The sequence below is a fragment of the Klebsiella sp. KP20-425-1 genome (assembly GCF_025813515.1).
Classification (GTDB): domain Bacteria; phylum Pseudomonadota; class Gammaproteobacteria; order Enterobacterales; family Enterobacteriaceae; genus Klebsiella; species Klebsiella pneumoniae.
The window spans coordinates 77,876-104,862 of record NZ_CP109614.1 but is presented as its reverse complement, the minus strand read 5'-3'; the positions used below and the strand labels follow the sequence as shown (position 1 = coordinate 104,862).

22 protein-coding genes, 1 tRNA gene and 3 pseudogenes are annotated in these 26,987 nt (G+C 53.1%); 14 read left to right on the top strand and 12 right to left on the bottom strand.

Going from position 1 to position 26,987, the window contains the following annotated elements; all coding sequences use genetic code 11:
- Positions 1–2 precede the first annotated feature (2 nt).
- On the top strand, positions 3–1,562 hold the full coding sequence (locus tag OHJ17_RS00515; RefSeq protein WP_004186176.1) for a PTS transporter subunit EIIC: 1,560 nt from the start codon (positions 3–5) through the stop codon (positions 1,560–1,562).
- 12 nt (positions 1,563–1,574) lie between these two features.
- Positions 1,575–2,954, top strand: coding sequence for a family 4 glycosyl hydrolase (locus tag OHJ17_RS00510; protein WP_032433694.1), 1,380 nt, complete (start codon positions 1,575–1,577; stop codon positions 2,952–2,954).
- Positions 2,955–3,000: 46 nt separating this feature from the next.
- On the opposite strand, the gene OHJ17_RS00505 is transcribed toward OHJ17_RS00510, so the two are convergent.
- The 3 genes from OHJ17_RS00505 to OHJ17_RS00495 all read right to left on the bottom strand — a co-directional run bounded on the left by OHJ17_RS00505 (position 3,001) and on the right by OHJ17_RS00495 (position 7,604).
- A complete protein-coding gene (locus OHJ17_RS00505; protein WP_004173889.1) occupies positions 3,001–3,723 on the bottom strand; it encodes a MurR/RpiR family transcriptional regulator in 723 nt (240 codons plus the stop codon).
- Positions 3,724–3,878: 155 nt separating this feature from the next.
- The gene (gene yicI / locus OHJ17_RS00500; protein ID WP_032433695.1) at positions 3,879–6,197 is read right to left on the bottom strand and encodes an alpha-xylosidase; all 2,319 of its coding nucleotides are present in this window, start codon (positions 6,195–6,197) and stop codon (positions 3,879–3,881) included.
- 12 nt (positions 6,198–6,209) lie between these two features.
- The gene (locus OHJ17_RS00495; RefSeq protein WP_004150230.1) at positions 6,210–7,604 is read right to left on the bottom strand and encodes a glycoside-pentoside-hexuronide family transporter; all 1,395 of its coding nucleotides are present in this window, start codon (positions 7,602–7,604) and stop codon (positions 6,210–6,212) included.
- Between the two features lie 292 nt (positions 7,605–7,896).
- On the opposite strand from OHJ17_RS00495, the gene OHJ17_RS00490 reads away from it, so the two are divergent.
- From OHJ17_RS00490 to OHJ17_RS00480, 3 genes and pseudogenes are all read left to right on the top strand, one after another.
- Positions 7,897–7,991: transfer RNA gene (locus OHJ17_RS00490), tRNA-Sec, on the top strand.
- A 161-nt stretch (positions 7,992–8,152) separates the two neighbouring features.
- Positions 8,153–9,328, top strand: a pseudogene (locus OHJ17_RS00485) (tyrosine-type recombinase/integrase).
- Positions 9,325–10,698 (top strand): hypothetical protein, encoded by a 1,374-nt coding sequence (locus OHJ17_RS00480; RefSeq protein WP_019724983.1) that lies wholly within the window; start codon positions 9,325–9,327, stop codon positions 10,696–10,698. The pseudogene OHJ17_RS00485 and the gene OHJ17_RS00480 overlap by 4 nt, the downstream one beginning before the upstream one ends.
- Before the next feature lie 101 nt (positions 10,699–10,799).
- Here the strand turns inward: OHJ17_RS00480 and OHJ17_RS00475 are convergent, their stop codons facing one another.
- Positions 10,800–12,089, bottom strand: a complete 1,290-nt coding sequence (locus tag OHJ17_RS00475) for a hypothetical protein (protein ID WP_019724982.1) — start codon at positions 12,087–12,089, stop codon at positions 10,800–10,802.
- Between the two features lie 193 nt (positions 12,090–12,282).
- Here OHJ17_RS00475 and OHJ17_RS00470 point away from each other — a divergent pair.
- The 6 genes and pseudogenes from OHJ17_RS00470 to OHJ17_RS00445 form a co-directional block, all read left to right on the top strand.
- Positions 12,283–13,056 (top strand): annotated as a pseudogene (locus tag OHJ17_RS00470) (primase-like DNA-binding domain-containing protein); the annotation flags it as partial.
- A gap of 603 nt (positions 13,057–13,659) precedes the next feature.
- A complete protein-coding gene (locus OHJ17_RS00465) occupies positions 13,660–14,691 on the top strand; it encodes a phosphoribosyltransferase-like protein (RefSeq protein WP_019724980.1) in 1,032 nt (343 codons plus the stop codon).
- 1 nt (position 14,692) lies between these two features.
- Complete coding sequence (locus tag OHJ17_RS00460; RefSeq protein WP_025987674.1) at positions 14,693–15,298, top strand: NADAR family protein; 606 nt, start codon at positions 14,693–14,695, stop codon at positions 15,296–15,298.
- Positions 15,299–15,952: 654 nt separating this feature from the next.
- Positions 15,953–16,420, top strand: a complete 468-nt coding sequence (locus OHJ17_RS00455) for a DUF3237 domain-containing protein (protein ID WP_002922963.1) — start codon at positions 15,953–15,955, stop codon at positions 16,418–16,420.
- Between the two features lie 112 nt (positions 16,421–16,532).
- On the top strand, positions 16,533–17,540 hold the full coding sequence (locus OHJ17_RS00450; protein ID WP_019724978.1) for a zinc-binding alcohol dehydrogenase family protein: 1,008 nt from the start codon (positions 16,533–16,535) through the stop codon (positions 17,538–17,540).
- A gap of 1 nt (position 17,541) precedes the next feature.
- Entirely contained in the window at positions 17,542–17,832 is a 291-nt protein-coding gene (locus OHJ17_RS00445) for a putative quinol monooxygenase (protein ID WP_002922965.1), read from the top strand.
- A gap of 51 nt (positions 17,833–17,883) precedes the next feature.
- Here the strand turns inward: OHJ17_RS00445 and OHJ17_RS00440 are convergent, their stop codons facing one another.
- Positions 17,884–18,582, bottom strand: coding sequence for a winged helix-turn-helix transcriptional regulator (locus OHJ17_RS00440; protein WP_032433696.1), 699 nt, complete (start codon positions 18,580–18,582; stop codon positions 17,884–17,886).
- Between the two features lie 372 nt (positions 18,583–18,954).
- Here OHJ17_RS00440 and OHJ17_RS00435 point away from each other — a divergent pair, with 372 nt between their 5' ends.
- Positions 18,955–20,004: an NAD(P)-dependent alcohol dehydrogenase gene (locus OHJ17_RS00435; RefSeq protein ID WP_004901462.1), complete on the top strand. Its 1,050-nt coding sequence runs from the start codon at positions 18,955–18,957 to the stop codon at positions 20,002–20,004.
- Here OHJ17_RS00435 and OHJ17_RS00430 read toward each other — a convergent pair.
- Together OHJ17_RS00430 and OHJ17_RS00425 are read right to left on the bottom strand one after the other, a co-directional pair.
- Positions 20,001–20,954: a GlxA family transcriptional regulator gene (locus OHJ17_RS00430; RefSeq protein WP_032433698.1), complete on the bottom strand. Its 954-nt coding sequence runs from the start codon at positions 20,952–20,954 to the stop codon at positions 20,001–20,003. The two genes, OHJ17_RS00435 and OHJ17_RS00430, sit on opposite strands and share 4 nt — an antisense overlap.
- A 21-nt stretch (positions 20,955–20,975) precedes the next feature.
- Positions 20,976–21,755: an MBL fold metallo-hydrolase gene (locus tag OHJ17_RS00425; RefSeq protein ID WP_004173886.1), complete on the bottom strand. Its 780-nt coding sequence runs from the start codon at positions 21,753–21,755 to the stop codon at positions 20,976–20,978.
- Positions 21,756–21,920: 165 nt separating this feature from the next.
- Between OHJ17_RS00425 and OHJ17_RS00420 the strand changes: the two genes are divergently transcribed.
- Positions 21,921–22,481 carry an NUDIX domain-containing protein gene (locus OHJ17_RS00420; RefSeq protein ID WP_009308807.1) on the top strand — a complete coding sequence of 187 codons (561 nt, stop codon included), beginning with the start codon at positions 21,921–21,923 and terminating at the stop codon, positions 22,479–22,481.
- Here the strand turns inward: OHJ17_RS00420 and OHJ17_RS00415 are convergent.
- The 3 genes from OHJ17_RS00415 to OHJ17_RS00405 all read right to left on the bottom strand — a co-directional run bounded on the left by OHJ17_RS00415 (position 22,471) and on the right by OHJ17_RS00405 (position 25,192).
- Complete coding sequence (locus tag OHJ17_RS00415; protein WP_114505221.1) at positions 22,471–23,325, bottom strand: DMT family transporter; 855 nt, start codon at positions 23,323–23,325, stop codon at positions 22,471–22,473. The two genes, OHJ17_RS00420 and OHJ17_RS00415, sit on opposite strands and share 11 nt — an antisense overlap.
- 24 nt (positions 23,326–23,349) lie before the next feature.
- Positions 23,350–24,159 (bottom strand): lipoprotein NlpA, encoded by an 810-nt coding sequence (nlpA, locus tag OHJ17_RS00410; RefSeq protein WP_004173884.1) that lies wholly within the window; start codon positions 24,157–24,159, stop codon positions 23,350–23,352.
- Positions 24,160–24,286: 127 nt separating this feature from the next.
- Positions 24,287–25,192: an AraC family transcriptional regulator gene (locus OHJ17_RS00405; RefSeq protein ID WP_004150236.1), complete on the bottom strand. Its 906-nt coding sequence runs from the start codon at positions 25,190–25,192 to the stop codon at positions 24,287–24,289.
- A gap of 116 nt (positions 25,193–25,308) precedes the next feature.
- Here OHJ17_RS00405 and OHJ17_RS00400 point away from each other — a divergent pair, with 116 nt between their 5' ends.
- Positions 25,309–25,845: a carboxymuconolactone decarboxylase family protein gene (locus OHJ17_RS00400; RefSeq protein ID WP_032433699.1), complete on the top strand. Its 537-nt coding sequence runs from the start codon at positions 25,309–25,311 to the stop codon at positions 25,843–25,845.
- A gap of 20 nt (positions 25,846–25,865) precedes the next feature.
- Here OHJ17_RS00400 and OHJ17_RS00395 read toward each other — a convergent pair whose 3' ends face one another.
- Together OHJ17_RS00395 and OHJ17_RS00390 are read right to left on the bottom strand one after the other, a co-directional pair.
- A complete protein-coding gene (locus tag OHJ17_RS00395) occupies positions 25,866–26,336 on the bottom strand; it encodes a nuclear transport factor 2 family protein (RefSeq protein WP_004173883.1) in 471 nt (156 codons plus the stop codon).
- 2 nt (positions 26,337–26,338) lie between these two features.
- Positions 26,339–26,964, bottom strand: a pseudogene (locus OHJ17_RS00390) (pyridoxamine 5'-phosphate oxidase family protein).
- Positions 26,965–26,987 lie beyond the last annotated feature (23 nt).

Below are 26,987 nucleotides of genomic sequence, written 5' to 3'. Positions count from 1 at the left end.
TCATGCCTGAAATACGTCAGCGTATTCTGGAGAATATGCAAAAATTCTCCCGGGCCATGATCGGCGCCGTATTGTTCTTGCCGGTCATTGGCTTAATTCTGGCCCTCAGTTCAGTATTAACTAATCCGACATTAATTGCTGAAACCAGTTTCTTACATCAGCTTGGGCAAATGCTCGGCGACACCTTTTGGCCTTTATTTGGCAACCTCGGCTTATTATTTTGCGTCGGCATCAGCTATGGCCTGGCAAAGGATAAAAAAACCGAAGTCGCACTGGTTTCAGTGATGTGCTTTATTATGTTTCTTGGCGCCAACCACTCCTGGCTGGAACACACCCATGGACTCGCCGAAAAAATTAACGGTGAATATTATGGCACCGGGCAAACCCAGCTGCTGGGCTTTGTGGTGGTGGATATGGGCGTTTTCCTGGGCATTATTCTCGGCTGCACGATTGCGTGGGTGCACAATAAAGTCTCTGCCATTGAGCTGCCTGGCGCGCTGTCGATGTACGGCGGCGCCAAGCTGACGCTGGTGGCGATGACGCCGGTGGTTATCTTCTACGCCATCGCCTTTACCTGGATTTGGCCCTTTATGACCCACGGCATCTCCGCCCTCACCGGTTTTATGAAAAATGCCGGGGTCGCCGGGGTCTTCGTCTATGGTTTCTTTGAAAAATTCCTTATCCCCACCGGCCTGCACCATTTCGTCTGGTCCCCCTTCCAGCTCACCCAGATTGGCGGCACGCTGAACGTGGATGGTCAGGTGGTCTCCGGCACCCAGGCCATATTCCTCGCCTATATGCGCCATCCCGACCTGACGCCGGTCATGAACGACGCATTACGTTTTTCGCAGCAAGGGATGACCACCATCTTCGGCCTGGCGGGCGCCTCGCTGGCGTTCTACCACACCGCGAAACCGGAGAAGAAAGCGATGGCGAAGGCGATTCTGCTGCCGGCGATTATCACCTCGATGCTGACCGGCATCACCGAGCCGATTGAGTTCACCTTCTTATTTGTCTCACCGCTGCTGTGGGTGATCCACGCGACGTTAACCGCCGCCTCGCAGGCCATTTGCGACATCTTCACCGTACGTCCCTGGGGAGCATCAGGCCTGATCGAGTTTCTGATCTATAACCTGCCGCTGCCGGTCTCCTTAACGCGCTGGCCGGGCTATGTCCTTATCGGTATCGGCCAGTTCGCCGTCTACTACGTGATTTTCCGCACCCTGGTGGTGAAGCTGAACCTGAAAACGCCGGGCCGGGAAGATGACGAGAACGTGAAGCTCTACAGCAAAGCAGAGTACCGCCAGAAAGTCGCGCAACCGCAGTCGGTCACCGATGACATTATCCGCGGCCTCGGGGGCAAGGAGAATATTCTCTCCGTCGATAATTGTTTTACTCGCCTGCGCGTGGCCGTGCGCGATATGGCGCGGGTTGATGACGCGCAATTAAAAAATACCGGCGCCAACGGCGTCGTACGCAATCGAAATGAAGTTCAGGTTATTTATGGCGTCAAAGTGGGACAGGTACGTTCCCGGGTTGATAACTGGTTAGCAGAAAATTAATGAGGAGTATTTATGAAATTAACCGTATTAGGCGGGGGCGGCGTTCGCTCTGCATTTTTAGCGAAATCTCTGGCCTATAACGCTCACCGCATTGGTTTAACAGAAGTCGTTTTTCTCGATAACTCTGCTGATAATCTGGCGATATTTGGCGAAATTGCCCGCTATGTATTTAATACCATTCGCCCGGATATTCAGTTTAGTACCACCACCGACCCGGTCGCAGCCCTGCAGGACGCCAACTATATCATTACCACCCTGCGGGTTGGCGGCGATGAAAGCCGCATTCGCGACGAACGTATTGCGCTTGAGCATAACACTCTCGGCCAGGAGACCACCGGCGCCGGCGGTTTCGCGATGGCCATGCGCTCGATCCCGGCGATCCTTCGCTATTGCCGGCTGATCGAAGAACATGCCGCCGAAGACGCTATTCTGTTTAACTTTACCAACCCGTCAGGTCTGGTGACGGAAGCGATTATTAAGTCCGGCTTTAAGCGCCGGATCTATGGGATCTGCGATGCCCCCTCCGAGCTGATTCGTGAACTGCCGGCGATCCTTGGCTGTGAGGAGCGCGACCTCAGCGTGGAATGCTATGGGCTGAACCATTTCTCCTGGTTTACCCACTTCACCGTCCGTGGGGAAGAGGTGACCGAACGGCTGATCGCCAGCCCGGAACTGTACCAGAAGACGGCGATGCAGTACTTCTCCCCGGAGCTGGTACGGCTTTGCGATAATCAGCTCCTCAATGAATATCTCTATTATTACTACTATCGCGACGAGGCGCTGAAGGCGATTCAGGGGGCCGGCGAGACGCGCGGAGAGCAGATCGCCCGCATCAATCAGGAGATGCGCGAGGCGCTGCGCACCGTGGATGCCAGAACGCAACCGGAGGCCGCCTTCACCATCTGGATGCAGCATTATCTGCGCCGGGAAAACAGCTATATGCAGAACGAATCCCGGCAGGAGAAATTCCACACCCGCGAACCGCTGACGCTGCGCCAGTTTATCGAAGAGCCGGACACCGGCGGCTATGCCGGAGTGGCGCTGGATATCCTGGAAGCGGTGAACAGCACCACCACCAAGCGGATCGTGGTGTCGATCCAGAATAATGGCACGCTCGATTTTTTACGCCCGGACGACGTGATCGAGATCAGCTGCGACCTGAGCCGGGATGGCCTCAAGCCGGTGACGCCGGTGAAGGTGCCGACAGCGCAGAAGAATATGATTGCCTGCGTGAAGGAGTATGAGCGGCTGGCGGTGGCGGCGATCCTGCAGCAGGATAAATCGCTGGCGGTGCGGGCGCTGATGGCGCACCCGCTGATCGGTTCCTATTCGCTGGCGAAAACCCTGGTCGAAGCCTATCTCGACGATGAGCAGTTCGCCGCCTGGCGGTAATCCGCTGCCGATGGGATTCCCCCGCTCGCACCGCGCTTAGCGGGGGCTAACTATTGCTACGTAGACTGGTAAACCACATCTTCAATAGTCGCTCAAAGCCTAAGATGCAGTAGCCGAAAAACGGGTTGCTCCAGTAAATATCATCATCGAACTTCTGCGGGTCGTGAATAATAAACGCCGTATCCGCGGCCTGCGCCAGCGGGCTTTGGTAGTCGCCGGTAAAGCAGACCAGATTAATCTCCTTCCCCTCCAGGGCCTTAACCCAGTTGAGCGCCGAGCTGCTGCGCCCGGATTTAGAAATGATCCAGATGGAGTCGAAGCAGGCGGCGTTTTTCTGTTCGAGGATTTCGTAATCGGGCCACAGCGCCAGGCTGGCATTCACGCCGGTGACGAGAAACTTGTTGTAAATATACTGGGCGATCAGCTGTGAAAAGCCGCTGCCGTGGATCAGGATGCGCTGCTGTTTAAGGCTTGCCAGCAGCGGCGTCAGCGCTTCTTCCGGCTGAACGCTCATGTAGTCGATATCGTTGGTGACATCGAGCTTCGGCATGGTGATATTGAACTTGATGAAATAGACCAGCTCCAGCCAGCCGCTGAACTTCAGTTTCTTTGCCAGCCGGACCAGGGAAGAGGGGTTGCTGTAGCACTGTTCAGCCACAGCGCGAACTCCCTGGCGGATACACTGCTCCGGGTCGTTCTGAATAAAGCGCAGCACGGTCATTTCCGTTTTGCTTAGCTTCACGTCACGAAAGATATTTTCTACGTCCATGGCGGGCTCCTCTCAGCGGCAGAATACGCTAACACCGTTCGACAACCGCGTCTGCGGCCTGAGTCACCACAATGAAATGAACGTTACTTTTTGTACAAAAATGGAATAAAAAAACCCTCTCCGCCTGGCGAAGAGGGCTGCTGCTGTTAACCTATTTACAACGTAATCGTCAGCGTATTGCCCTCGGCGCTCACCACCACTCCCCATTCGCTACCGGTCTGCGTACCGCCCTGCACGCCCGCGACCTGCGGGATATTGCGCAGACATAACGTCCAGCCGCGGGCCTCGCCTTCGCCGCTCACGGCGATGGCGTTGCCCTGGCGCCTGGCCTTCAGGGTGAAGATCGTCGAGCCGTCTGCCGCCGGAACGTTACAGCGTGCCTCGCGTCCATCCTCAAGGTGGAACAGCTGGAAGGCGGTGCCCTCATGCCAGGCGTAATCCGGCTTCTGGTCATTGTTGCCCAGCGCCAGCAGGCTGTTGTCGCGAACGTAGACCGGCAGGCTCAGCGCATCGTGATGCTGCTTATGCCAGCGGCTACCCGGCAATTCATCGTTATGCCACAGGTGCGTCCAGTGCCCTTCCGGCAGATAAAACTGCACTTCGCCGGCCTCGGAGAACACCGGCGCCACCAGGACCGAATCGCCCAGCATATACTGGCGGTCGAGATAGTCGCAGGCCGGATCGTCCGGAAACTCGAGCATCATCGCGCGCAGCATCGGCGTGCCGCACTCGTTGGCCAGCGCCGCCTGACGATAGAGATACGGCATCATGCGGCATTTCAGCTGCGTGAAGTGGCGCACCACGTCGCAGGACTCGTCATCGTAGGCCCATGGCACCCGATAGGATTTGCTGCCGTGCAGCCGGCTGTGGCTGGAGAGCAGGCCGAAGGCGCACCAGCGCTTGTAGACGTGGGCCGGCGCGGTGTTTTCGAAACCGCCGATATCGTGACTCCAGAAACCGAAGCCGGACATGCCGATCGACAGCCCGCCGCGCAGGCTTTCCGCCATCGATTCGTAGTTGGCGTAGCAGTCGCCGCCCCAGTGCACCGGGAACTGCTGCGCGCCCACCGAGGCGGAGCGGGCGAACAGCACCGCCTCCTGCTCGCCGACGGTCTCTTTCAGCACCTTCCACACCAGCTCGTTATAGATGAAGGCGTAGTGGTTGTGCATTTTCTGCGGATCGGAACCGTCAAACCACTGGACGTCGGTCGGGATACGCTCGCCAAAGTCGGTCTTGAAGCAATCGACCCCCATCGCCACCAGGCCTTTTAGTTTGTCAGCGTACCACTGGCGGGCTTCCGGATTGGTGAAGTCATAAATCGCCAGCCCCGGCTGCCACTTATCCCACTGCCACAGCGAACCGTCCGGGCGCTTCAGCAGATAACCCTTCTCTTTCAGCTCCTTGAACACCGGCGAGCGCTGGCCGATGTACGGATTGATCCACACGCAGACCTTCAGCCCTTTCGCCTTCAGACGCTTGATCATCCCCTCCGGGTCCGGGAAAGTTAGCGGATCCCATTCAAAATCGCACCACTGGAAGGCCTTCATCCAGAAGCAGTCGAAGTGGAAGACGTGCAGCGGCAGATGGCGCTCGGCCATGCCGTCGATAAAGCTATTCACCGTCGCTTCGTCATAGTTGGTGGTGAACGAGGTCGTCAGCCACAGACCGAACGACCATGCCGGCGGCAGCGCCGGGCGGCCGGTGAACTGCGTATAGCGGTTAAGCACCGCTTTCGGCGTCGGGCCGTCGATCACGAAGTACTCGAGGTATTCGCCTTCAACGCTGAACTGGACTTTAGAGACTTTCTCCGAACCCACCTCGAAAGAGACGCGCTGCGGATGATTCACCAGCACGCCGTAGCCGCGGTTGGTCAGGTAGAACGGGATATTTTTGTAAGATTGCTCGGTGCTGGTGCCGCCGTCTTCGTTCCAGGTTTCTACCGTCTGGCCGTTGCGCACCAGCGCGGTAAAGCGCTCGCCGAGGCCATAGACGGTTTCGCCGACGCCGAGGTCGAGGCGCTCGAACATGTAGTTGCGCTGGGTCTTACTATCCTGCACGTAGCCGTTGTTTTTCAGCTGGCTACCGGTGATACGCACGCCGTCGCGCAGAAAATCCAGCGCCCAGAATTCACCTTTAGTCACCCGCACGCTGAGGCTGCCGCTTTTCAGCTCGGCGAACTCGGCCGTATTTTCTATTTCGACATGGACGTCTTTCTGCACGTTCAGCGGATAGTGCGGGCCGTTATCCAGCGCGCCCTGGAAGTGCTCCATGCGCACGCCGATTATCCCTTCCTGAGGTGAGAAAAAGCGCAGGGTGAACAATGGCGTATCCAGCTGCCAGGCGCGTTCGCGGACATCGCGCGGCGCGGCATAAACCACCATTTCATTCCCCTGCTGCTCCACCTCGTAAACCTGTACGGGTTGGATCAGGTTGAGCCCTGGTTGAATGAGCCAGTTTCCATCACTGATTTTCATTAAAACGTCCTCTTAGTTTTGCCATTCTTTGTCGATCGGGGCGGCGGTGAAATCTTGTTCGTTGCGACGCGCGCCCTCGGCCAGCTCGGCCATCATTTTTTTCAGGAACGGCGTTTTCAGCGTGTAGTAGCGTTTGGCGATCACCGCGCTCAGCAGGTAGCACACCGCCGGAACGAGGGTGAACAAGGCGATAATGATGGTGAGGGTGGCGCTGTTCTGGGTTTTAGCGGCGGCGTCATAGCCGCCGCCGGCCAGCATCCAGCCGATCAGCGCGCCGCCCAGCGCCAGCCCCAGCTTGAGCACAAACAGGGTGCCGGCGAAGCTGATGCCGGTCAGGCGTTTGCCGTTACACCATTCGCCGTAGTCGACGGTGTCGGACATCATTACCCACTGGATTGGCGTCACCAGCTGGTGCAGTACGCCAATGATGAAGATAAAGACGAACATGGTGATTTCGGCGTCCATCGGTACGAAGAACATCGCCACGCTGAGCACCGCCAGGAGGGCGTTGGTCCACCAGAAGACGCTGACTTTGCATTTCCAGTCGGTCAGCGGTTTCGCCAGCGCCGAGCCAATCAGGTTGCCGACGCAGTAGGTCGTGAGGAAGGCGGTGAACAGCGCCGCCGAGCCCATGATCCAGGTGGTGTAATACATCATCGCGCCGCCGCGAACGCAGACCGCGAGGATATTGAGGATGGTGAGCACGCCGACCACCCGCCACTGGTCATTGCGCCAGATATCGCGCAGGTCTTCACGCATCGAGGTACTGCTCGGCGGCGCTTCGACACGCTCTTTGGTGGTAAAGAAGCAGAAGGCCAGCATCAGGAAGGCAATCACCGACAGCACCGCGATGCCCCCCTGGAAGCCGAGCGCTTTGTCTTCGCCGCCGATAAAGTTGACCAGCGGCATCATCAGCACGGTGGAGAGCATGCCCCCCGCCGTCGCCAGCACGAAGCGCCAGGACTGCAGCGAAATGCGCTGCGTCGGGTTGTCGGTGATCACGCCGCCCAGCGCGCAGTAAGGGATATTCACCACGGTGTAGAGCAGGGTCAGCAGCGTGTAGGTCACGGCGGCGTAGATCAGCTTGCCGTTGTGGCTTAAATCCGGCGAGCTGTAGGCCAGCACGCAGACGAGGCCGAACGGGATAGCGCCGAAGAGGATCCATGGGCGGAACTTACCCCAGCGGCTGCGGGTACGGTCGGCAAGCAGACCCATACACGGGTCGGAAATCGCGTCCAGCGCGCGCGCCAGCAGGAACATGGTGCCGACAAAGCCGGCGGGGATACCAAAAATATCGGTGTAAAAAAACATCATGTACAACATGACGTTATCAAAAATAATGTGGCTGGCGGCATCACCCATGCCATAACCAATTTTCTCTTTGACGGACAAAATGTGATCTTTCATATGCGCACTATTCCCTTAGCGGCACCGAGGGTTGGTACCGGTTACGGTTTTTGTAAACCTTTGCCGCACTAAGATGAATTGCGATATCTCGTTATCAGATTACGTTTCTTGTTTTCTGTGATCGCGGTAGGGAATCAGGGAGTGAAAAAGTGTAACTCACGGATTTTGTGAGGATTTGTCCAGGACTGTTCTGTAAAGTCCAGTTTTAACAGTAAAAAAGTGCGTTTAGGTATGTGGTAAACGGCTGAAAGTAGCTATAATGCACCCCGCCTCCATGTAGCAATCGAGGCGCGGAAGATCGTCATCTCCGGTGAGGTGGCTGGACTTCAAATCCAGTTGGGGCCGCCAGCGGTCCCGGGCAGGTTCAACTCCTGTGATCTTCCGCCAAAATTCTTCCGTCACCATCCGAGAAAGTCTAAAAATCCTTTATTTTCAAAGCATATAGTAAATCACTCATCCGTAACCGTCCGACAAGATCTCCCTGAATCCATGAAAAATATGTATAGTGATGTGTATAGATTTTTTATACACATTTTTGGCTTATACACATGGCACTTACAGATATACAAATCAAACGAGCAAAGCCCCAAGACAAGCCATACACATTGAACGACGGGCAGGGCCTGTCATTGCTTATCAATCCCGATGGCTCGAAGGGCTGGCGTTTCCGTTTCCGCTTTGCCGGAAAAGCGCGGTTAATGTCATTTGGTAGCTACGACCTTGTGAGCCTAGCTGAAGCACGTGAGAAACGCGATACAGCTCGGAAGCAGGTTGCAAACGGCATAGATCCAGTGGAAGAACGTAAAGCCCAAAAGCTGGCACAGCAGCTCTCAACAGAAAACTCATTCGAGGCTATATGTCGTGAGTGGCACTCAAATAAAGCCGATCGCTGGACACTTGCCTACCGCGAAGAAATTATTAAAACATTTGAGCAAGATGTTTTCCCGTTCATTGGTAAACGTCCTATTAGTGAAATCAAACCCTTAGAACTTCTTGAAGTGTTGCGACGAATAGAGAAGCGTGGGGCACTAGAGAAAACACGTAAGGTACGTCAGAGGTGCGGTGAGGTTTATCGCTACGCAATCATAACTGGCCGCGCTGAATACAATCCTGCGCCTGATTTAGCCATCGCTCTGGCCGTTCCTAAGCAAAAACATCATCCATTTCTATCTGCCGAAGAATTGCCTCATTTTATTCGGGATCTCGAAGCTTATACCGGTAGCATCATCACTAAAAATGCTACGAAGATGGTCATGCTGACTGGTGTAAGAACGCAGGAGATGCGCTTTGCTACGTGGGAAGAAGTAGACCTCCAAAAAGGTATATGGGAGATACCAGCGGAACGTATGAAAATGCGCAGACCACATATTGTACCTTTGTCTACTTAGGTGGTAGACCTCTTTAAACAGCTAAAACCCATCACCGGCCATTATCCCTATATTTTTATTGGCAGGAACAATCGTAGCAAACCAATTTCAAAAGAAAGTGTTTCACAAGTGATTGAGTTACTTGGTTACAAAGGACGTGCTACAGGTCACGGTTTTAGACATACAATGTCAACAATCCTACATGAACAGGGATTTGATAGTACCTGGATTGAAATGCAATTAGCACATGTTGATAAGAACAATATCCGAGGAACCTATAATCACGCACAATATTTTTCTCAAAGGAAAACGATGATTCAATGGTACTCTGATTATCTTTTAGGGGATTTGCTATGAGCGGGTGTATATTTAACAGCAAAACATTGGGTTCTTATGATTTTTCATCACATTTAATTGAGATTTCAAACGATGAATTAAACATAAGTTTACCGCAAGCACAAAATATCATAGACAATAAAAGCATATATGATTTTAATGATAGCGAAATTGAATTTTATAAAACATATCTCCATGAAACAATCCATTTACTTGATTGTTCTACAACTCACTGGGGGTTAAATTATTCAGGTCGACTATATAACTATTTTAAATATGAAACAAAGGAGGCTTTTGATAATTTATTAGTTGATGATACTGAGATTATTTTACATTATCACTTCAAAAACAACAGTACTAATAAATTAAATTATAAAAATATTAAAGCATCATTACAATATGATGACGATATGGGTGTGTATATCAGAGTCCATTTCTTTGGGTATGTCAATAATTATCAAGAAATCCTAAACATTCCTTTAAGCATGCTAGCTATTTTAGAGGGGCATGCGTACGCTCAAGAGCAATTATTTCATTGGGAAATATTAGAAAAAAGGAATGATTTTTTTAAATTAAAAATGCTTGAAAATGAAATAAAAGAAAAGTTGCAACAAACAGACTTAGTAGAGTATACATGTGTTTTATCTTTCATCGATCAGTTATTCCCATCATTTTCAATAAAATTAAAATTAAAGATGTGTATTTTTTTATGTCGTTCAAGTTTGAACGCTGACATTCTAACAAGAATCACTATTCCAGACTGGTTAATAAGAGAAATTTTCTCAAACTCTCCGCCTGATTATGTCAACTCCCTTAGACTTGATATAAACAGAGGTAATAGTACTCCCGCAGTTTTCTTCATATATCTTATGTCTCTTGCAGTCTACAATGAAACTAATATTATCATCGATGGTACTGATTTTTACTCTTACATGGAGAGTATTTTATTAAATACTATCTACGAAAACATGCATTTTGAGTCTTTAAGAGAAATATCCGACATTAGCATCGATCACAAAATATCTCTCTTGCAACAAAATGGGGCTCATCTAGTTTCAGAATTAGCTAATGAGTCTAAAAACTATAGTTGGTATTCTTTCGACCTACGCGAAATTAAATTACCAGGAGTACTATTGTGTGATGAATACCAATATTTATATCCCAAAAGGAACTTGTCCATTGATTTGGAAGACTACATCGATAAAACTCTTCAAAGAGCAATAAGGCTTGATAAGCTAAAAAATAATGAACCGAGTAAAAAACAGCATTTAGACCCTAGGGTTGCCTCAGCTTGGCTTCAAGATATTAAGTCAGGTAAAAATAGCCGTATGATAGTTGAGTACTCTTTTGACGATGAAGATAATATGGAAGTAAAAAAATATATTAGATAAACAATAATATCACTTTCTTTTTGATACCGATACAACAGGCTTGGAGCTATATGATTTCGTCCAAGCCTGTAGAAAAAATCAAATATCATTACAATGCTTAATTAGTGAGAAAATAAATTCTTGTATTTTTCGAATAATGAATTTTTAGTATTCCCCTGCCCCTGATTTAATTCATCTTTATGGGTGCTATTTCCTAGTGAGTTACTATATACATTAATACTTTCTTTTATCAACCATGACATTGACATCATCTCTAATGGAACTCTTAACAACATTTGCCAGGAAACACCAAATATAATATCTTCACCAATTCTTTTTAACAAGATACTATATTCATCATTAGAAACAAAAACTAATTCATAGCCTAGTTCTATAGCAATTTTTTTGTATTCATCGAGCATTAAAAAACAAGCTATTGTTAATTCCCCTTCGATAAAATCATGGAGATCGTAGGGATCGTTAATTAATAGAGTAAATGGTGTTAATGGTAGCCACTCCCCATTATTTTTATATTGATTGAGAAATACAGGAAAAACTTCTTTTTTTTCATCAAAATCTATATTTTCTAGCATAGAAGCCATATTCCCTTCTCTAACTGCGCAGATGTAAAATCCTTTTTCAGCTTCTACCAAAGCCATTCCTTTGCTGCGACAATCATTAAGACACTCATTTAAAATCTGAGAATATGATTCCTCTTCAGTTAACAAATTTTTCCTGATTAACAATGGAATCCCTCGAAAATTTTCGGCTTCGTCTTTTGCTATGAAACTTCCTAATTTTTCAAGGTTAGATTTTTGCCGCTCAACTCTCTTATTTGTATTTGAGCTTGATTTCATCTCAATAATAAATGGTTCATCTTTACCTAAAAGTGATACATCTCCATGCCTTATACTCATTGTAATATCATGCAACAGAGCTGGAACTTTATTATCACATGCAAGTTTTACGCATTCCCATTCCTCTCGCAATCCAGACTTACCGCTCAAATCCCCCGATGTTTCTTTAATATTGTAATTATGTACATTGTAGTATAACTGTTTAATTGTATATTTATCGATGTATAAAAATGCAACAGCATCGCCAAACATTTTATACGTATATATCTTGAATTTTTCTGCAGCAATTACTTCAGAATTGTATTTAATTTTTTCTTTTACTGCCAGGGATTTTTCTTTTGGAAGTCTTGATTTTTTTAATGCCGACCTTAAGTTAGCATTATCCTTTTTAAGAGACTTAATTTTTCGCTCACATCTCATCACGCACGCCAATATTTTAAACTGCAATTTAAGCAATAATTCAAAATTATTTAAACCATCTTTTAAATTGTTCAACATACCTTTAAGTATAAGTACATCAGAATTTTTATTGTGGTTACCAACATTTTTTTCCATACGTGTTTTTTGCACCCCGTTAGTAATAATAAAATCTGCATCATAATAAAGAATGCTTTAAACAATCGCAACCTATACTAAAATTAGTAACTATTCCGGCCTAATAATGAAATTGTCATTCTTGGTTTAAAAAGTTTTGAATACCATGGTACAACCTTGTGCAACCATAGGCCCTTTGAGAAATGAGCTTAGGGATAACGCCACGTCAGCGGACATCAACACGCTGGAAGACCCCCGCAAGCGCGCCTCCCTGACAGGCTTCTCGCTCATTCGTCTGCCAGACCAGGAGAAATGGAGCGGTGACGGTGCCGGACTCAAGGTCATTACCGGTGGCGATGCGGTCTCCGTTGACCCGAAATACCAGAACCCGTACTCGACGCATATTCCGGCGGTGATTCTGGCCGTGAACAACAATCCGATGCGCTTCACCGACCGCAGCGGCGGCGTGTCACGTCGCCGGGTGATTATCCACTTCCCGGAGCAGATAGCCCCGGAGGAGCGCGACCCGCAGCTCAGGGATAAAATCGCCCGCGAGCTGGCCGTCATCGTGCGCCAGTTGATGCAGCAGTTCAGCGACCCGATGAGTGCCCGCGCCCTGCTCCAGTCACAGCAGAACTCCGACGAGGCACTCAGTATCAAGCGCGACGCTGACCCGACGTTTGATTTTTGCGGCTATCTGGAAGCGCTGCCGGAGCCGGACGGGATGTATATGGGGAACGCCAACATTATCCCGCGCCAGCCGCGCCTGTATCTGTATCACGCCTATCTGGTGTACATGGAAGCCCACGGTTACAGGAATGCGCTCAGCCTGACCATGTTCGGCAAGGGGCTCTCAGCCATGCTGAAAGAGTACGGTCTGAATTATGAGAAGCGCCGCACAAATCAGGGCATGCAGACCAATCTCGCCCTCAGGGAGGAAAGCAACGCCGACTGGCTGCCGAAGTGCGATGAACCCGCGGCGAAATAAACTACCCGGACCGGCATTGCCGGTCTTTTTTTACCTGCACACCGACCCGAGTGAACAGTAAAGTGTTCACTGTTCATCGAGTATTCACCAGATAACATTATGAAAATAAACAATAAAAAAACCGAGTGAACAGTGTGAACAGTTTTTCCAGAAAAAACTTTTTACCCTTAAACGTGATCAGGCTGCTCAGTGCCAAAAGCGGATATTGCTATTTTCAGCCTATGCTAATAAAGGCGAAGAAGTTCAATTGTTTTAAGCTACCTGCAATGATGCGCTCCGTGAAAAAATTATAGGCTATAGAAACCAAGTATCCTGGTTTTTGCAAAAACCGAACTATGACTACTGTAAAATTGTCGTCTGGCAATCGGAGCTTACTCGCTGGAGTAGCTAGTAGGCCTATCCATCTAACACATTGAAAAAAAATAAAATTATATCTAGCTAAGTCTTAAATATTAACGGTCCATATTCGACAAACCCCGTAGGGGGGCATATGATACTACTCATCAGTGTTGGACAGAGTATGTCCAGTGACTGCAAGCCTTCAGTGACGGCGCCAGTGCTTACAATCTAGAGTTTGAGAGCAACTTATAGCAGGAAGATAAAATGCCTATTACTAAAGAGATAATACAACTAATGGATACTCTGGCTGAGTCTATTGCTCATACCATTAAAGATTATGTAAACAACGACTTTTGTGATGAAAATGATAAGGATCATGTGTTAAAGTGGGTATCCCAATTTGATGAAGATGACCGCTTATTTGTTTTAAAACAAACTGATCTTCTTTTGAAAAAGCAGTATTTTACCAAAGATAATTTTGAAATACTTTTAGATAATGCCATAAAGGATACGGCAAGTAAAACATTGCATGATACTTCTTTCTTAGATGTGCAACTTGACGGTAAAAGCCAAAGTGACATGTTGGAAATACTTAATAATAGCTGTTTAAATACTCACAACTTCCCAATTAATATCAATAATTATACAAAGAATAGGTTCGTTTATCAGGATGATGTTGTTTTCACTGGTGATAGAGTTTGTCGAGATCTCGAAGAGTGGATAATTCATTCCGCGCCACATCAATGTTCATTGCTTATTGCATCTCTGTACACCCATACTTCGGCCCTGTATAATATAGAAAAAAATCTTATCCAAACAATAAATATATCAGGAAAGAGTATCAGTCTATCCCTTGTTTGCTTCGGAAAAATATATGAAAACAAATTCATAATGAGGAATCAGTCTGATGTATTCTGGCCTAAAGAAGAAAATGTTAACATTCCAAATAATCTCGATCCAATAAGGTTTATAAGTACTGCACCTCAAGGCCAGGCACCTGGACGCACAGGGTTCGCTGCGAGTTATGTTTTCGAAAATGGAAATGACAGAGACAGATTTGAAAAGATTTTATGTGAAAAAGGATTTTATATAATATCACTCTGTAATAATCCTGCAGCCTCAATGAAACCACTAGGTTATAAAACATATAGAGGCCTCGGTTTTGGTGGCACCATATTTACCTACAGAAACTGTCCTAACAACACCCCTCTTGTTTTTTGGTGGGGCAATCCAAATATGGAAGATTGGAATCCGTTAAGCAAATGGTATCCATTGATGATGAGAAAAACATACTAAAATGTCTGATTTGAGAGAATATAATTACAATAACTCTGTAGTTTTCAGGAAAACCACAGAGAAATGGGGCGGGTTGTCTAATATGGCCCGAGGTTACCCTATTGTTGTTAATGATATAAAAATTCAGTCGAGTGAAACCCTATATCAAGCTATGAGGTTTACTGCATACCCAGAAGTACAGAAAGAAATCCTTTCTCAAAATAATCCTATGTATGGAAAAAGGATCTCAAGAAAATACCATTCATTAACCCGCACATGCTGGGATCAAGAACGAGTGGCAATTATGAAGTGGGCGGTTTGCGTTAAACTTTGTCAAAATTGGGAAAAATTCTCAACTCTTCTTCTTTCTACCGGTGATAAACCAATCGTTGAGTATTCTGAAAAAGATCAGTTTTGGGGGGCTAAAAGTATTGGTAACCATACATATTCCGGAATGAACGTTTTGGGGCGCATTTTGATGCTTCTGCGCGATAGATGTGAACATCGAGGACAGCAAGCCTTCACCGTGATCCCACCACCAAACTTAGCTGATTTCAATATGATTGGAGAGCCTATACAGAATGTGACTGCGCCAGATATGAAAGAGGATCAAATTCTCCTTCTTTGAATAACCTTATTTGTTGAGACCAAACAACCTATATTAGTTTAATGCCCTCTATAGCGGAGGGCTTTTTAGCAGTGATCACATACAGGTGTTTTTCATCGTTCTGCTTGCTTCAACGAACTTCAGTACCGTAATACAGCTCAAAACTACTCGATTTTAAGCATACATTCCGCTTCCGCTTTTCGCTCAAAACAGACTATAGCGCTTGTACCTATAACCTGTGGTGGTGAACAGTAAAGTGTTCACTGTTCACCAACCATTCACCACGTAAACATATGAATAATAAAGATAAAAATGTGTAGTGAACAGTGTGAACAGTTTTTCTAAAAAAAAGTTTTTTGATAAGAACGGTCACTGGCGCTTTATCTATAAGATAGCTTGTCAGTCAAGAAAATGCGTATAAGTATATGTATAAAAAATAATTATATATTTATAAAATAAAATAAAAACAACAAGATAAAAACACAATATCACTCCTGTGATCTCCGCCAGTTTGCCCCTGCTCCCCCACAGCCACTCCCTACCAACCTGAGCCCCCCAAACTCATCATCCCAGCCAATCATTTTTATCCAAACCCTGCGTTATTTTGTCTCTCGCAAACCCGTTACACTGGCGCGGTGGCCGCGTGCCGTTACCAACCGAAACAGGAGAGCCATAATGACCCCCGAACTCAGACACTGTTTTTCCATTACCATCCAGGTTGATAAACCGATAATCGTCTCCCGCAGCCCGCAGACCGGTAAGCGCCAGCTGATCCCGATTGTCGGCGGCAGCGTCTCGGGTCAACTTCGCGGCCACGTATTACCCGGCGGCGTCGACAGCCAGATAATCGAACCCGACGGCACCTGCAGGCTGTCCGCCCGCTATGCCCTGCAGGTGGCGGAAGGCACGGTCTATGTGGAAAACAATGGCATCCGCCGGGTGCCGGCCCAGTATCATGACCAGCTTTTCGCCGACGATATGCGCTTTTTTAGCGATATTCCGCCAGAAGCCATCTATTTTCGCACCGTGCCCACCTTTGAGGTGGATGCTCCCGCGCTCAGCTGGCTAACCACCTCGCTGTTTATCTGCGCCGGTGGCCGGACCCAGGATGGGGTGATGCTCGACTTCTATCAGGTGGGCTGATTTTCACTTTCTGCATATAACTGTTATTGCCGTTAGCCCGTTTTTCCCCTCCCGGCAGCGGTCTACGATGGCTCCATCTTTTCATTCACCCGAATCACAGACCGGAGCAGTTATGAAAGCTATCGCCATTACTCAAGCCGCCGCTGACGGCAACAACATCCCTTCTTTAACCGAGATCGACCTGCCGATCCCCACCGCCCACGGGCGTGATCTGCTGGTCGCTGTGAAGGCTATCTCGGTCAATCCGGTAGACACCAAAGTGCGCGCCGGCTTTCAGGGCGACACGCCGCGGGTGCTGGGCTGGGACGCCGTTGGCGTGGTGCAGTCCGTCGGTGAGGAAGTGACGCTGTTCGCGCCCGGGGACGAGGTCTGGTACGCCGGCGCGCTGGGCCGGGCCGGCAGCAACAGTGAATATCAGCTGGTGGATGAGCGCCTGGTGGCGCACAAACCGCGCACCCTCGATAATGCCTCCGCCGCCGCGCTGCCGCTGACGGCGATCACCGCCTGGGAGCTGCTGTTTCACCGTCTCGGCGTTGAGGAAGGCGGCAATGCGGGCGACACGCTGCTAATCGTCGGCGCGGCGGGCGGCGTGGGGTCTATCCTGACCCAGCTGGCCAGTAAACTGACCGCCATGACGGTGATCGGCACCGCCTCGCGTCCCGAGAGCCAGCAGTGGGCCCGCGAGGCGGGCGCGCACCATGTGATCGATCACAGCAAGCCGCTCGCCGACGAGCTGGCGCGCATTGGTATCACGTCGGTAACCCATGTCGCCAGCCTGACCAATACCGAGCAGCACTTCAACGCGCTGATCAACGCCCTCGCCCCGCAGGGCAAGCTGGCGCTGATTGATGACCCGGAGACCCTGGACGTGGTGCCGCTGAAAGCCAAAAGCCTGTCCCTGCACTGGGAATTTATGTTCACCCGTTCAATGTTTGAGACGGATGATATGATCGCCCAGCATCAGCTGCTCACCCGCGTGGCGGCGCTGATCGACAACCATACTATCGAAACCACCCTTGGCGAACACTACGGCGCTATCACCGCCGCCAATCTGCAGAAAGCGCATCGCCAGCTGGAAACCGGACGCGCCGTCGGCAAGATCGTGCTGGAGGGGTTTTAAGATGATATCGCTTATCGCCGTGCTCAAGGCGAAACCGGGCCAAACGGACGCCCTGCGCCAGGCCCTGCAGGCGCTGCTCCTGCCGACGAGACAGGAGCCGGGCAACCTCGACTATGCCCTGTTTCAGCTGCGCGACGCGCCGGACACCTTCTATATGCGCGAGGCGTGGCAGGGACAGGACGCCCTCGATGCCCATGTCGCGATGCCCTATTTTCAGGCGTTTATGACGCAGATGGAGTCTCTGCTGGCTGAGCCGCTGCGGCTGGACTTTCTGACGCCGGTTGAGCCTTAGCAGGTTTGATTCACGAGGGGTGGGAAAATCACGCCCCTCCGCCGCGCGGGTTTAAAAGTGGGCGGGAAGCGTGCGGGTTATCTTTTCCAGCACCCCGCGATGGACCGTAATGTAACCACCTTTGCGCAGCTCTGCCAGAATCGACATAACACGGCTGCGCGACAGGTTGGTACGGCGCTGAATAAAGCTCAGGACGTTGATTTGGCGACGATATGCCTCCGGATAGTCCGCCAGCTCTGTTAGCAGGGTTCGCACCATCGGATAAGAATCCACCCCCATCATCTCCTGCGAACGCATGCTCAACACCATCAGCCGCTGCGCCAGAACATGGGCCATCTCCTGCCACAGGTTTTGCGCATTGAGGATCTCGACCGCGGCCTGGTGTCCTATCCAGCGTCCGCGCAAATCTGTCTCAGCAAACAGAGAGCAGTGGTGTTTTTCCGGAATACCGTTAAAGACGCCGTAACCATCGATTAATCCCAATAGCGAAGGGGCAAATATCGTTGATATCACCATGTTGTTTTCCGCATGGCATAGCGAGGCAATCCCCTCTTCGAGCAGAATTAATCCGGATTCAGCCTGGGTCGGCGGAAAACGATAATAGGTCGATCGCGGCAGCGCAAAGGGTGAGCTGACGGGCAGGAACGCAGATAACAGGGATTTCACCGCCAATAACGGCTTTGTCTGTCTTCCGTAGTAAAAGGACGTTAACGCCTGGTCGGTAGAGGGGCTGGCTGCAGGTATCGACATGGTTTTTATGCCATCAGGTCAGGTTGAAAAAGTGATTCATTGAGAATCATAGTATCAACAGGTGAAATAACGAATAAAAGACAAGACGTTACGGGGATAAAAAGAGTGTAAGCATCATTATCTGCAATAACTATTTATCTCTATTCTACAGGAATAAATAATACTATATGCCGTAAATACCTATAAGGCTTAGCGGCGATAAAGATAAGGCCATCTTATTATTTACTGCGCTGGTTAAGGCCGCGCCTGAGGGTTTCTCTACCGCTTTCCCCCTCGCATCTCGGCCAGTCCAGGCTACGCTTATCGATGCCACTGACCACCCGCATTCCCCTCCCGTTCTATTGAGTCCATTCATCAAGAAGAGGTTTCGCTATGCTGATCAACGCTATTGGTACCTACTCCGCCAGCCAGCCGCTGGAATCAATGGCCATCACCCGCCGCGACCCGGGGCCGCAGGATGTACAGATCGCCATCGCTTACTGCGGCGTCTGCCACTCCGATCTCCACCAGGCGCGATCGGAATGGGCGGGAACGCTGTATCCCTGCGTGCCGGGGCATGAAATTGTGGGTCGGGTGACCGCGGTCGGCAACGCCGTCTCGCGCTACGCCGTCGGCGATCTGGTGGGCGTCGGCTGTATGGTCGATAGCTGTCAACAGTGCGAAGAGTGCGCTGAGGGGCTGGAAAACTACTGCGACCACATGGTGCTGACCTATAACGGGCCGACCCAGGACGCGCCGGGACACACGCTTGGCGGTTATTCACAGCAGATAGTGGTCAATGAACGCTACGTGCTGCGGATAACCCATCCCGAAGCGCAGCTGGCCGCCGTCGCGCCGCTGCTGTGCGCTGGGATCACGACATACTCGCCGCTGCGCCACTGGCACGTCGGGCCGGGTAAAAAAGTCGGCGTGGTCGGCATCGGCGGCCTGGGGCATATGGGGATCAAGTTGGCCCATGCCATGGGGGCCCACGTGGTGGCCTTTACCACCTCCGAATCCAAGCGTAATGCGGCCAGAGCGCTGGGCGCCGATGACGTGGTGGTGTCGCGCAACGACGACGAAATGGCGGCCCACGTCAAAAGCTTCGACTTCATCCTCAACACCGTGGCGGCGCCGCACAATCTCGATGCCTTCACCACGCTGCTGAAACGCGATGGTACCATGACGCTGGTTGGCGCCCCGGCCACGCCGCATCCGTCGCCGGAAGTGTTCAATCTGATCTTCCGCCGCCGGTCGATTGCCGGCTCGATGATCGGCGGTATTCCGGAAACTCAGGAGATGCTCGACTTCTGCGCCGAACACGGCATCGTCGCCGATATCGAATTGATCCGCGGCGATGAGATCAACGAAGCCTGGGAAAGAATGGTCAAGGGTGACGTGAAATACCGCTTCGTGATCGACAGTGCGACCCTCGCCGGCTAAGCGCCGCGACGAAAGGTACGCCGCCATTTCGTCGGGCTGACGCCAAAGCGCGCTTTAAACTGCTGGCGCCAGGTGACCGCTGAAAGATAGCCCACCGCCTCCGCCACCTGCTCGACCGGCAGATCGCCCGCCTCAAGCAGAGTCTGGCTGCGGCGCAGACGTTCGGCGGTCAGCCAGTCGGTAATGCTCATCCCGGTTGCCCGGGCGAAGTGGCGGGTCAGGGTACGGCGGCTCATCGCCACCACCCGGGCCAGCGAATCGAGACTGTGCGGCTCGGCAATATGCTGCTGCAGATAATCCAGCAGGCAGTTGATTCGCGCATCGCGGGTGTTTTTCGGCACCGGCTGGGCGATAAACTGCGCCTGGCCGCCCTCGCGGTGCGGCGAAACAATCATCCGCCGGGCGATCTGGTTGGCCGCGAGGCTGCCGAAACGCTGGCGGATGATGTAGAGGCAACAGTCCAGCGCCGCCGCGGTGCCCGCCGAAGTAATGATCCGCTGGTCGTCGACGTACAGCGCGTTGATATCCAGCTGCACCTGCGGAAACCGGCGCTGGAAATCCTGCTCGAACTCCCAGTGAGTCGCCGCTCGCCTGCCGTCCAGCAGCCCGGCGTAGCCGAGGACGAACGCGCCGAGACACAGGCCGACAATCTCCGCGCCGTTATCCCGGGCCCGCACCAGGCTATCAAGCAGCGCCTGCGGCGGACGCCGATCGACCTCGCCCCAGTAAGGCACCACCACGATATCCGCCTGTTCCAGCGCGGCGAAATCGCCGGTGGCGTACAGCGCAAAACCATCGCGGGCGCGCATCAGCCCCGGCCGCTCGGCGCAAATGTGCAGATTAAAGCGTTTGATTTCCGAAACCGAATCGCCAAACAGCATGCAGGGGACGGCGTAGTGAAACGGGCTAAAGCCCTCTACAGCGACAATCGCCACGTCGGTGAGTTTCATCGTCCTTTCCCCTTGCTCATGTTAATAAACCACGGTTTCCCCATCCTGCGGGATACTCACCACATCGGCAATCTGATTATCCAGCGCATACTGGCGCATCTCTTCCCGGCTCACCAGACAGTGGTTGACCGCCTCGAGGTGGATAGCCATGATTTTCGCTTCCGGCAGGGTGAAGTGCACGTTCAGGAGATCTTCCTTGCCCATGATAATCGGGCCAAAGCCGATGACGTGGGCGTAGCCGGCGTTGAGGACCACCACGTCCGGGCGCAGCTTCAGCAGGTCGGCTGCAATGTCATCGCGCCAGATAGTATCCCCCACCAGCCACAGCGTCTTCTCCTGCGGATGGCGAAACACCACGCCGCAGGCCTCGCCCAGGCGTTCAGCCATCGCCGGCACCGCGTAGGTGCGGTCGCTGCCATGCTGCCCGGAGGTGGTTTTCAGCAGACGCACGCCGGCAAATTCGCTGTCTGCCGACAGCAGGCGCAGATCCTGAAATCCCTGGCTGCGCAGCAGCGCGGCGTCGGCCTCATGCTGGACGAACACCGGCAGGGTTTTCGGGATCGCGGCGATCGCTGCCGCGTCCCAGTGATCGTCATGGGTGTGGGTGACGATCACCGCGTCAACGTCGACAATTTTATCGCGGGAAAACGGCAGCTCAACCAGCGGATTGCGCAGTTCGCTGCGCGCGGTGCCCGGAAAACCCGGCCAGGCGCCTTTGTCCGCCAGCATCGGATCGATGAGAAATCTTTTCCCGGCGTAGTGAATAATCTGGGTCGCATTACGGATGTGGGTGATGTTCATGTTGGCGTTCCTCTGGGGTCATCTGACGAACATCGTACTGAGTCCCCGCCTGGCTCAACAGGGGCGTTTGGGCAATGATCGATGAAATCGGGCCAACCTGCGGCGGTTGCCATCCGCCTCCGGCTATGTTGTTCTTAAGGCTCAATTTTTGACAGGAGTGGCAGGATGAAAAAGAAACTGACCGCCGCCGATATGCACGACCCGCAGGTCATCGCCGAGACGCCGTGGTTCAGCATGCGTAAGGTGGGTATTGATGTCGCCCCCGGCGAGCGCCGCGACTTTTATTCCATTCATTACCCGCGCCCGGCGGTGGGGATTGTGGCCATCCAGGATGAGAAAGTGCTGCTGATTCGCCACTACCGCTACCTGATCGATAAGGTGGTGTGGGCGATCCCCTCTGGCGGCGTCGATGAAGGGGAAGACCCGGCGGTCGCCGCGCTGCGCGAGCTGCGGGAAGAGACCGGCTGGCAGGCGCAACGCGTTGAGGAGATCATTCGCTTTAACCCCTCCTACGGCAGTAGCGATCAGCTGTTTATCACCTGGCTGGCCACCGGTTTACGCTGGGTGGGGATGGATGCAGATCAGGATGAGGTGATGGAGACCGGCTGGTTTACCTTCGACGAGATAAACCAGCTGATCGCCCGCGGCGAGATGCCGGACGGGCTGTCGCTGGTGCCGCTGCTGCAGCTGATGGCGCAGCGGCGAAGCGGCTCGCTTACGGCTTAAGCATCCGCCAGAGGAACCACAGCTGGGCCACGAGGATCAGCACGCCGCCGATAATCTTCTGCAGCGGCAGCTGTTCGCCGTACCACAGCGCGGCGGCAATGACCGTCAGCAGCGGTTCGAGCACCATGATGATCGCCGCGCTGGCCACCGCCGCGTACTTCTGCCCCTTCATCTGCAGACCGAAGCGCAGGCTGGTAGCGATGACAATGCTGGCCACCAACCAGCCGAGAGTCGGCAGGGTCATCGGCTGGTCCCAGCGTTCAACGGCAGCGGAGATGGTCAACCCGACGATACCGGTGATCGCCAGCTGCACGGTGGTCAGGGGGATCAGCGGTACTTCACGCGCGCAGCGGCTGGTGTAACAGAACCAGATCGACTGCACCAGCGCCGTCAGCAAAAACCAGCCCTGGCTGGGGTGGAAGGCTATCGGCATATGCAGACTGAGCAGCCCCAGGCCTACCACCGCGATCGGCAGGCACTCCCACCAGGCGCGAGGCGGGCGCACCTTCATCATCACCCATGCGGTCAGCGGGACGAACATCATCGACAGGCTCATGATAAACGCCCCTTCGCCGAGCGACGCCGTCGTGGAGACCGAATAGATCCACAGGCAGAGGTTGAGCGCAAACCAGAGTCCGCTGATGATGAGTTTTGGCCAGTGCTGCTTTTGCGGGCGAAAACCGCGGCAGAACGGCAGCAGAAGCAGCGCGGCGAAGAAAAAACGCAGCCCAAGAAACGCGAACACCGGCATGCCGGCGATCGCCTCGCGGGAAAATATCCAGCCGCAGGCGGCAATCACCGTCGCGGCAATCAGCAGCAGGTCAGCCTGCCGTTGGCGTACCATACGCACCTCTCCCTGTGTGTTGGCTTACCAGCCAGGCACCGCGCCGCCGTTGAAGATAGTCTCTGCCGCCTTCGCCACCTCCGGCGACTGGTACGACTGCATAAACTCCTTCACGTTTTGCGCGTCTTTATTGTCTTCCCGGGTCACGATGATGTTCACGTAGGGCGAGTTTTTATCTTCGATAAAGATGCCGTCACGAACCGGCGACAGCCCGGTTTGCTGCAGGTAGGTGGTGCTGATGATAGCCACGTCGACTTTGGGATCGTCGAGTACGCGCGGCAGTTGCGCCCCTTCCAGCTCCATGATCTTCAGGTTATGCGGGTTGTCGGTGATATCCACCGCCGTCGGCAGCAGGCCGGTCCCGGCTTTGAGGGTAATCAGCTTCTCTTTTTGCAGCAGCAGTAGCGCCCGCCCGAGGTTGGTCGGATCGTTGGGGATAGCGATCGTCGCGCCGTCTTTCAGTTCGGCGACTGACTTGATCTTGCGCGAATAGCCGGCCATCGGGAAGACGAAGGTATTCCCGACCGCCACCAGATGATAGTTATGCGCTTTGTTGTCCTGCTCAAGGAAAGGCCGATGCTGGAAGACGTTGGCGTCCAGATCCCCGGCGTTGGTCGATTCGTTAGGCAGCAGCGAGCCGCTGAATCCCACCAGCTCGACCTCCAGACCGTACTTCTCTTTGGCCACCTTCTTCGCCACTTCCGCTACATCCTGCTCGGCGCCGTTAATCACGCCCACCTTAATGTGCTTCGCTTCATTACCCTTTTGGTCGCAGCCGACCAGCGCCAGACCCGCCAGCATTACCGCGGCGGCGGCCCGTAAACGTAATCTCATCCTCTTCACCCTGTCTGTCCTGACTGTCATTGTTTTTTTCGTGCAAAACTATAGCGACTTTCGGGTCGGGTAATAAACAGCAAACCACGCAACTGGAAATAAAATCATCTTCGCGAAACGCGAGGCGCTAGCCCCGTCGCCACTCGCCCGGCGTCACGCCATAGCGCATTTTGAAGCGCTTCGAGAAGGACGCCAGCGACTGAAAGCCGCAGCGTTCGGCAATGACCTCGAGGTTGGTCTGACGCTCCAGGCGCAGCAGCCGGGCGGCCAGCGCCATTCGCAACTGCGACAGCCACGCCTGCGGCGTCAGGTGATAGACGCGGGCAAAATGACGAGCAAAGGTGGCCCGTGATAAAAACGCGCGGGCGGCCATACTCTCCAGCGTCCACGGTTGCTCCGGGGTCGCCATCACCGCCAGCACCGCCGGCATCAGGCGTTCATCGCTCATCAGGCGCAGCAGCCCGCCGGGCGGCTGTTGCTCGCCAAGCAGCATGCGCAGCAGGAGCACCAGCAGCGTATCGCCGAGGCTGCGCACGATAGCGCTGCCGCCGGGACGCTGCGCCAGGCTCTCGCGCACCAGTATATTAAGCAGCGCGTCCAGCTCCGGGCAGTCTTCACGCGCATCGGTATGGAGATGGATCAGCGTCGATGCTTCACTGAACAGCCAGCTGACGTGCGGACCAAAATAGAATTCGCCGCACAGCATCTCCAGCGCCCCCTCCGCCGGGCCGGCGCGCATTTCCGTCACCGTGCCGTTAAACCGGTGCGCCACCGGCAGCACCTGGCCCCACTCCACCAGGCTCTCCATCAGGTGCGGCGAACCGTGGGGCAGGAGGACGACATCTCCCGCGCGCAGGTGATGGGTCTGGCCGCCGACGTTGAGCCGCCCCTCGCCGCGCAGCACCACGTGCCAGGGCACCACGCCGCTGCGCATTTGCTGGTGCCCGGCCTGCCAGCGGCCGCCGAAGCGACAGTGCAGGTTCACTTCGCAGCGCGGCGCCAGCAGCGCCAGCAGATGACTGAGACTGTCCATGCTTCTCCTGAGACGATAAGACAAAAAGGTGAGACGAAGACCGCCAGTCTAGCATGCGGCAAGCGCCTAAGATGACCCCATTGCCAACACACCCTCGATAACAACAGGAGTTAACCATGAGCCGTTTAGCAGATATCCGTGAACAAGACGCCACCGGCAAAGCCGCCGATATTTTCGCCGGGATTAAAAAAGCGATGGGCAAAGTGCCGAACGCCTACCTGGCCATCGGCGGCCACTCGCCGGCGGCGCTGCAGCAGGCGCTGGCGCACAATGCGATGCTCCATAAAGGCAGCCTCAGCGCCCAACAGCTGGAGGCGATTAATCTGTCGGTCAGCGAAGCCACCGGCTGTGACTACTGCCTGGCCGCGCACACCCTGATGGCGAAAAAAGCCGGCTTCAGCAGCGAGCAGATCCATGCCCTGCGCCGCGGGGAGTATGCGGAAGAGGCGCAGCTTGATGCGCTGGTGAAATTCGCGCAGACCCTGGTGACCACCACCGGTACGCTGCCGGAAGCCGACGTCGCCGCGCTGCGCAACGCCGGTTTTAGCGACCAGCAGGTGATTGAGATTATCAGCGCCATCAGCGCCATCCTGTTCACCAACATGGTGAACCGGGTTAACGACACGGTGGTCGACTTCCCGAAAGCCGATTAATCCGTCGCGCAGCGCCGGTTTTACAGCCCCAGATCGCTGAGCCCCGGATGATCGTCCGGGCGGCGCCCCTGCGGCCAGTGGAACAGGCGCTCGCTTTCGGCGATCGGCAGGTCGTTGATGCAGGCGTAGCGCGTCTGCATCAGTCCGTGCTTATCAAACTCCCAGTTCTCATTGCCATACGAGCGAAACCAGTTGCCGCTGTCGTCGCACCACTCATAGGCGAAGCGCACGGCAATGCGATTCTCCTGCCATGCCCACAGCTCCTTAATCAGCCGGTATTGCTGCTCCTTGCGCCATTTTCGCTGCAGGAACTCAACAATTTGCCCCCGACCGTGGACAAATTCGCTGCGGTTGCGCCATTCGCTATCCACGGTGTAGGCCAGGGCGACTTTTTCCGCATCGCGGCTGTTCCAGCCATCTTCCGCGGCGCGGACCTTCTGGATAGCGCTGTCGCGGGTAAACGGCGGTAACGGGGGACGTTGTTCGGTCATACTTACTCTCCTTTGCGGGCTAATTGCTGCTGCAGGCGCTGATTCTCCTGCTCCAGGTCATGAATACGTTGCTGCAGGTTCTGGCTGTACTCCGCCACCTGCTGCGCGCTGTAGCGCGGCGTAATGTGCTGCGGGCAGTTCCAGTCAAACGCCTGCAAATGAAAAAGAAACAGACGTTCAATGCGGGCGCGATAGTTGGCCGGCGCCACCTGCGCCAGCAGCTGCGGGTGGTCCTCTGCCGCCAGGACCTCGACGGTGGCGTAGATTTTCAGCCTGGCACGGCGCGGATAATCCATCAAAAACAGGCAGGCCCGGTCGCTGCCGCGCAGATTGCCGGTAGTAATGTACTGGCGGTTACCGCCGAAATCGGCCATCGCCAGGGTGGTGTCATCCAGCAGATGCAGAAACCCGGCGGGCCGCCGCGATGCTGAATGTAGGGCCAGCCGCTCTGCGACACCGTCGCCAGATAAAAGCTGTCGCGGGTGGCGATCATCCCCGCTTCGCTGTCGCCGAAGCGGTCGGCCTGGCGGCGACTGTGCGGCGTTTGCCACAGCGAGTCGCTGCCCATTTCATGCTGCACATCCATCACGTCCGGGGTGATAGCGATATCGAGAAAGGTTGCTGCCATAGCGCCTCCTGTTGTCTGGCGCC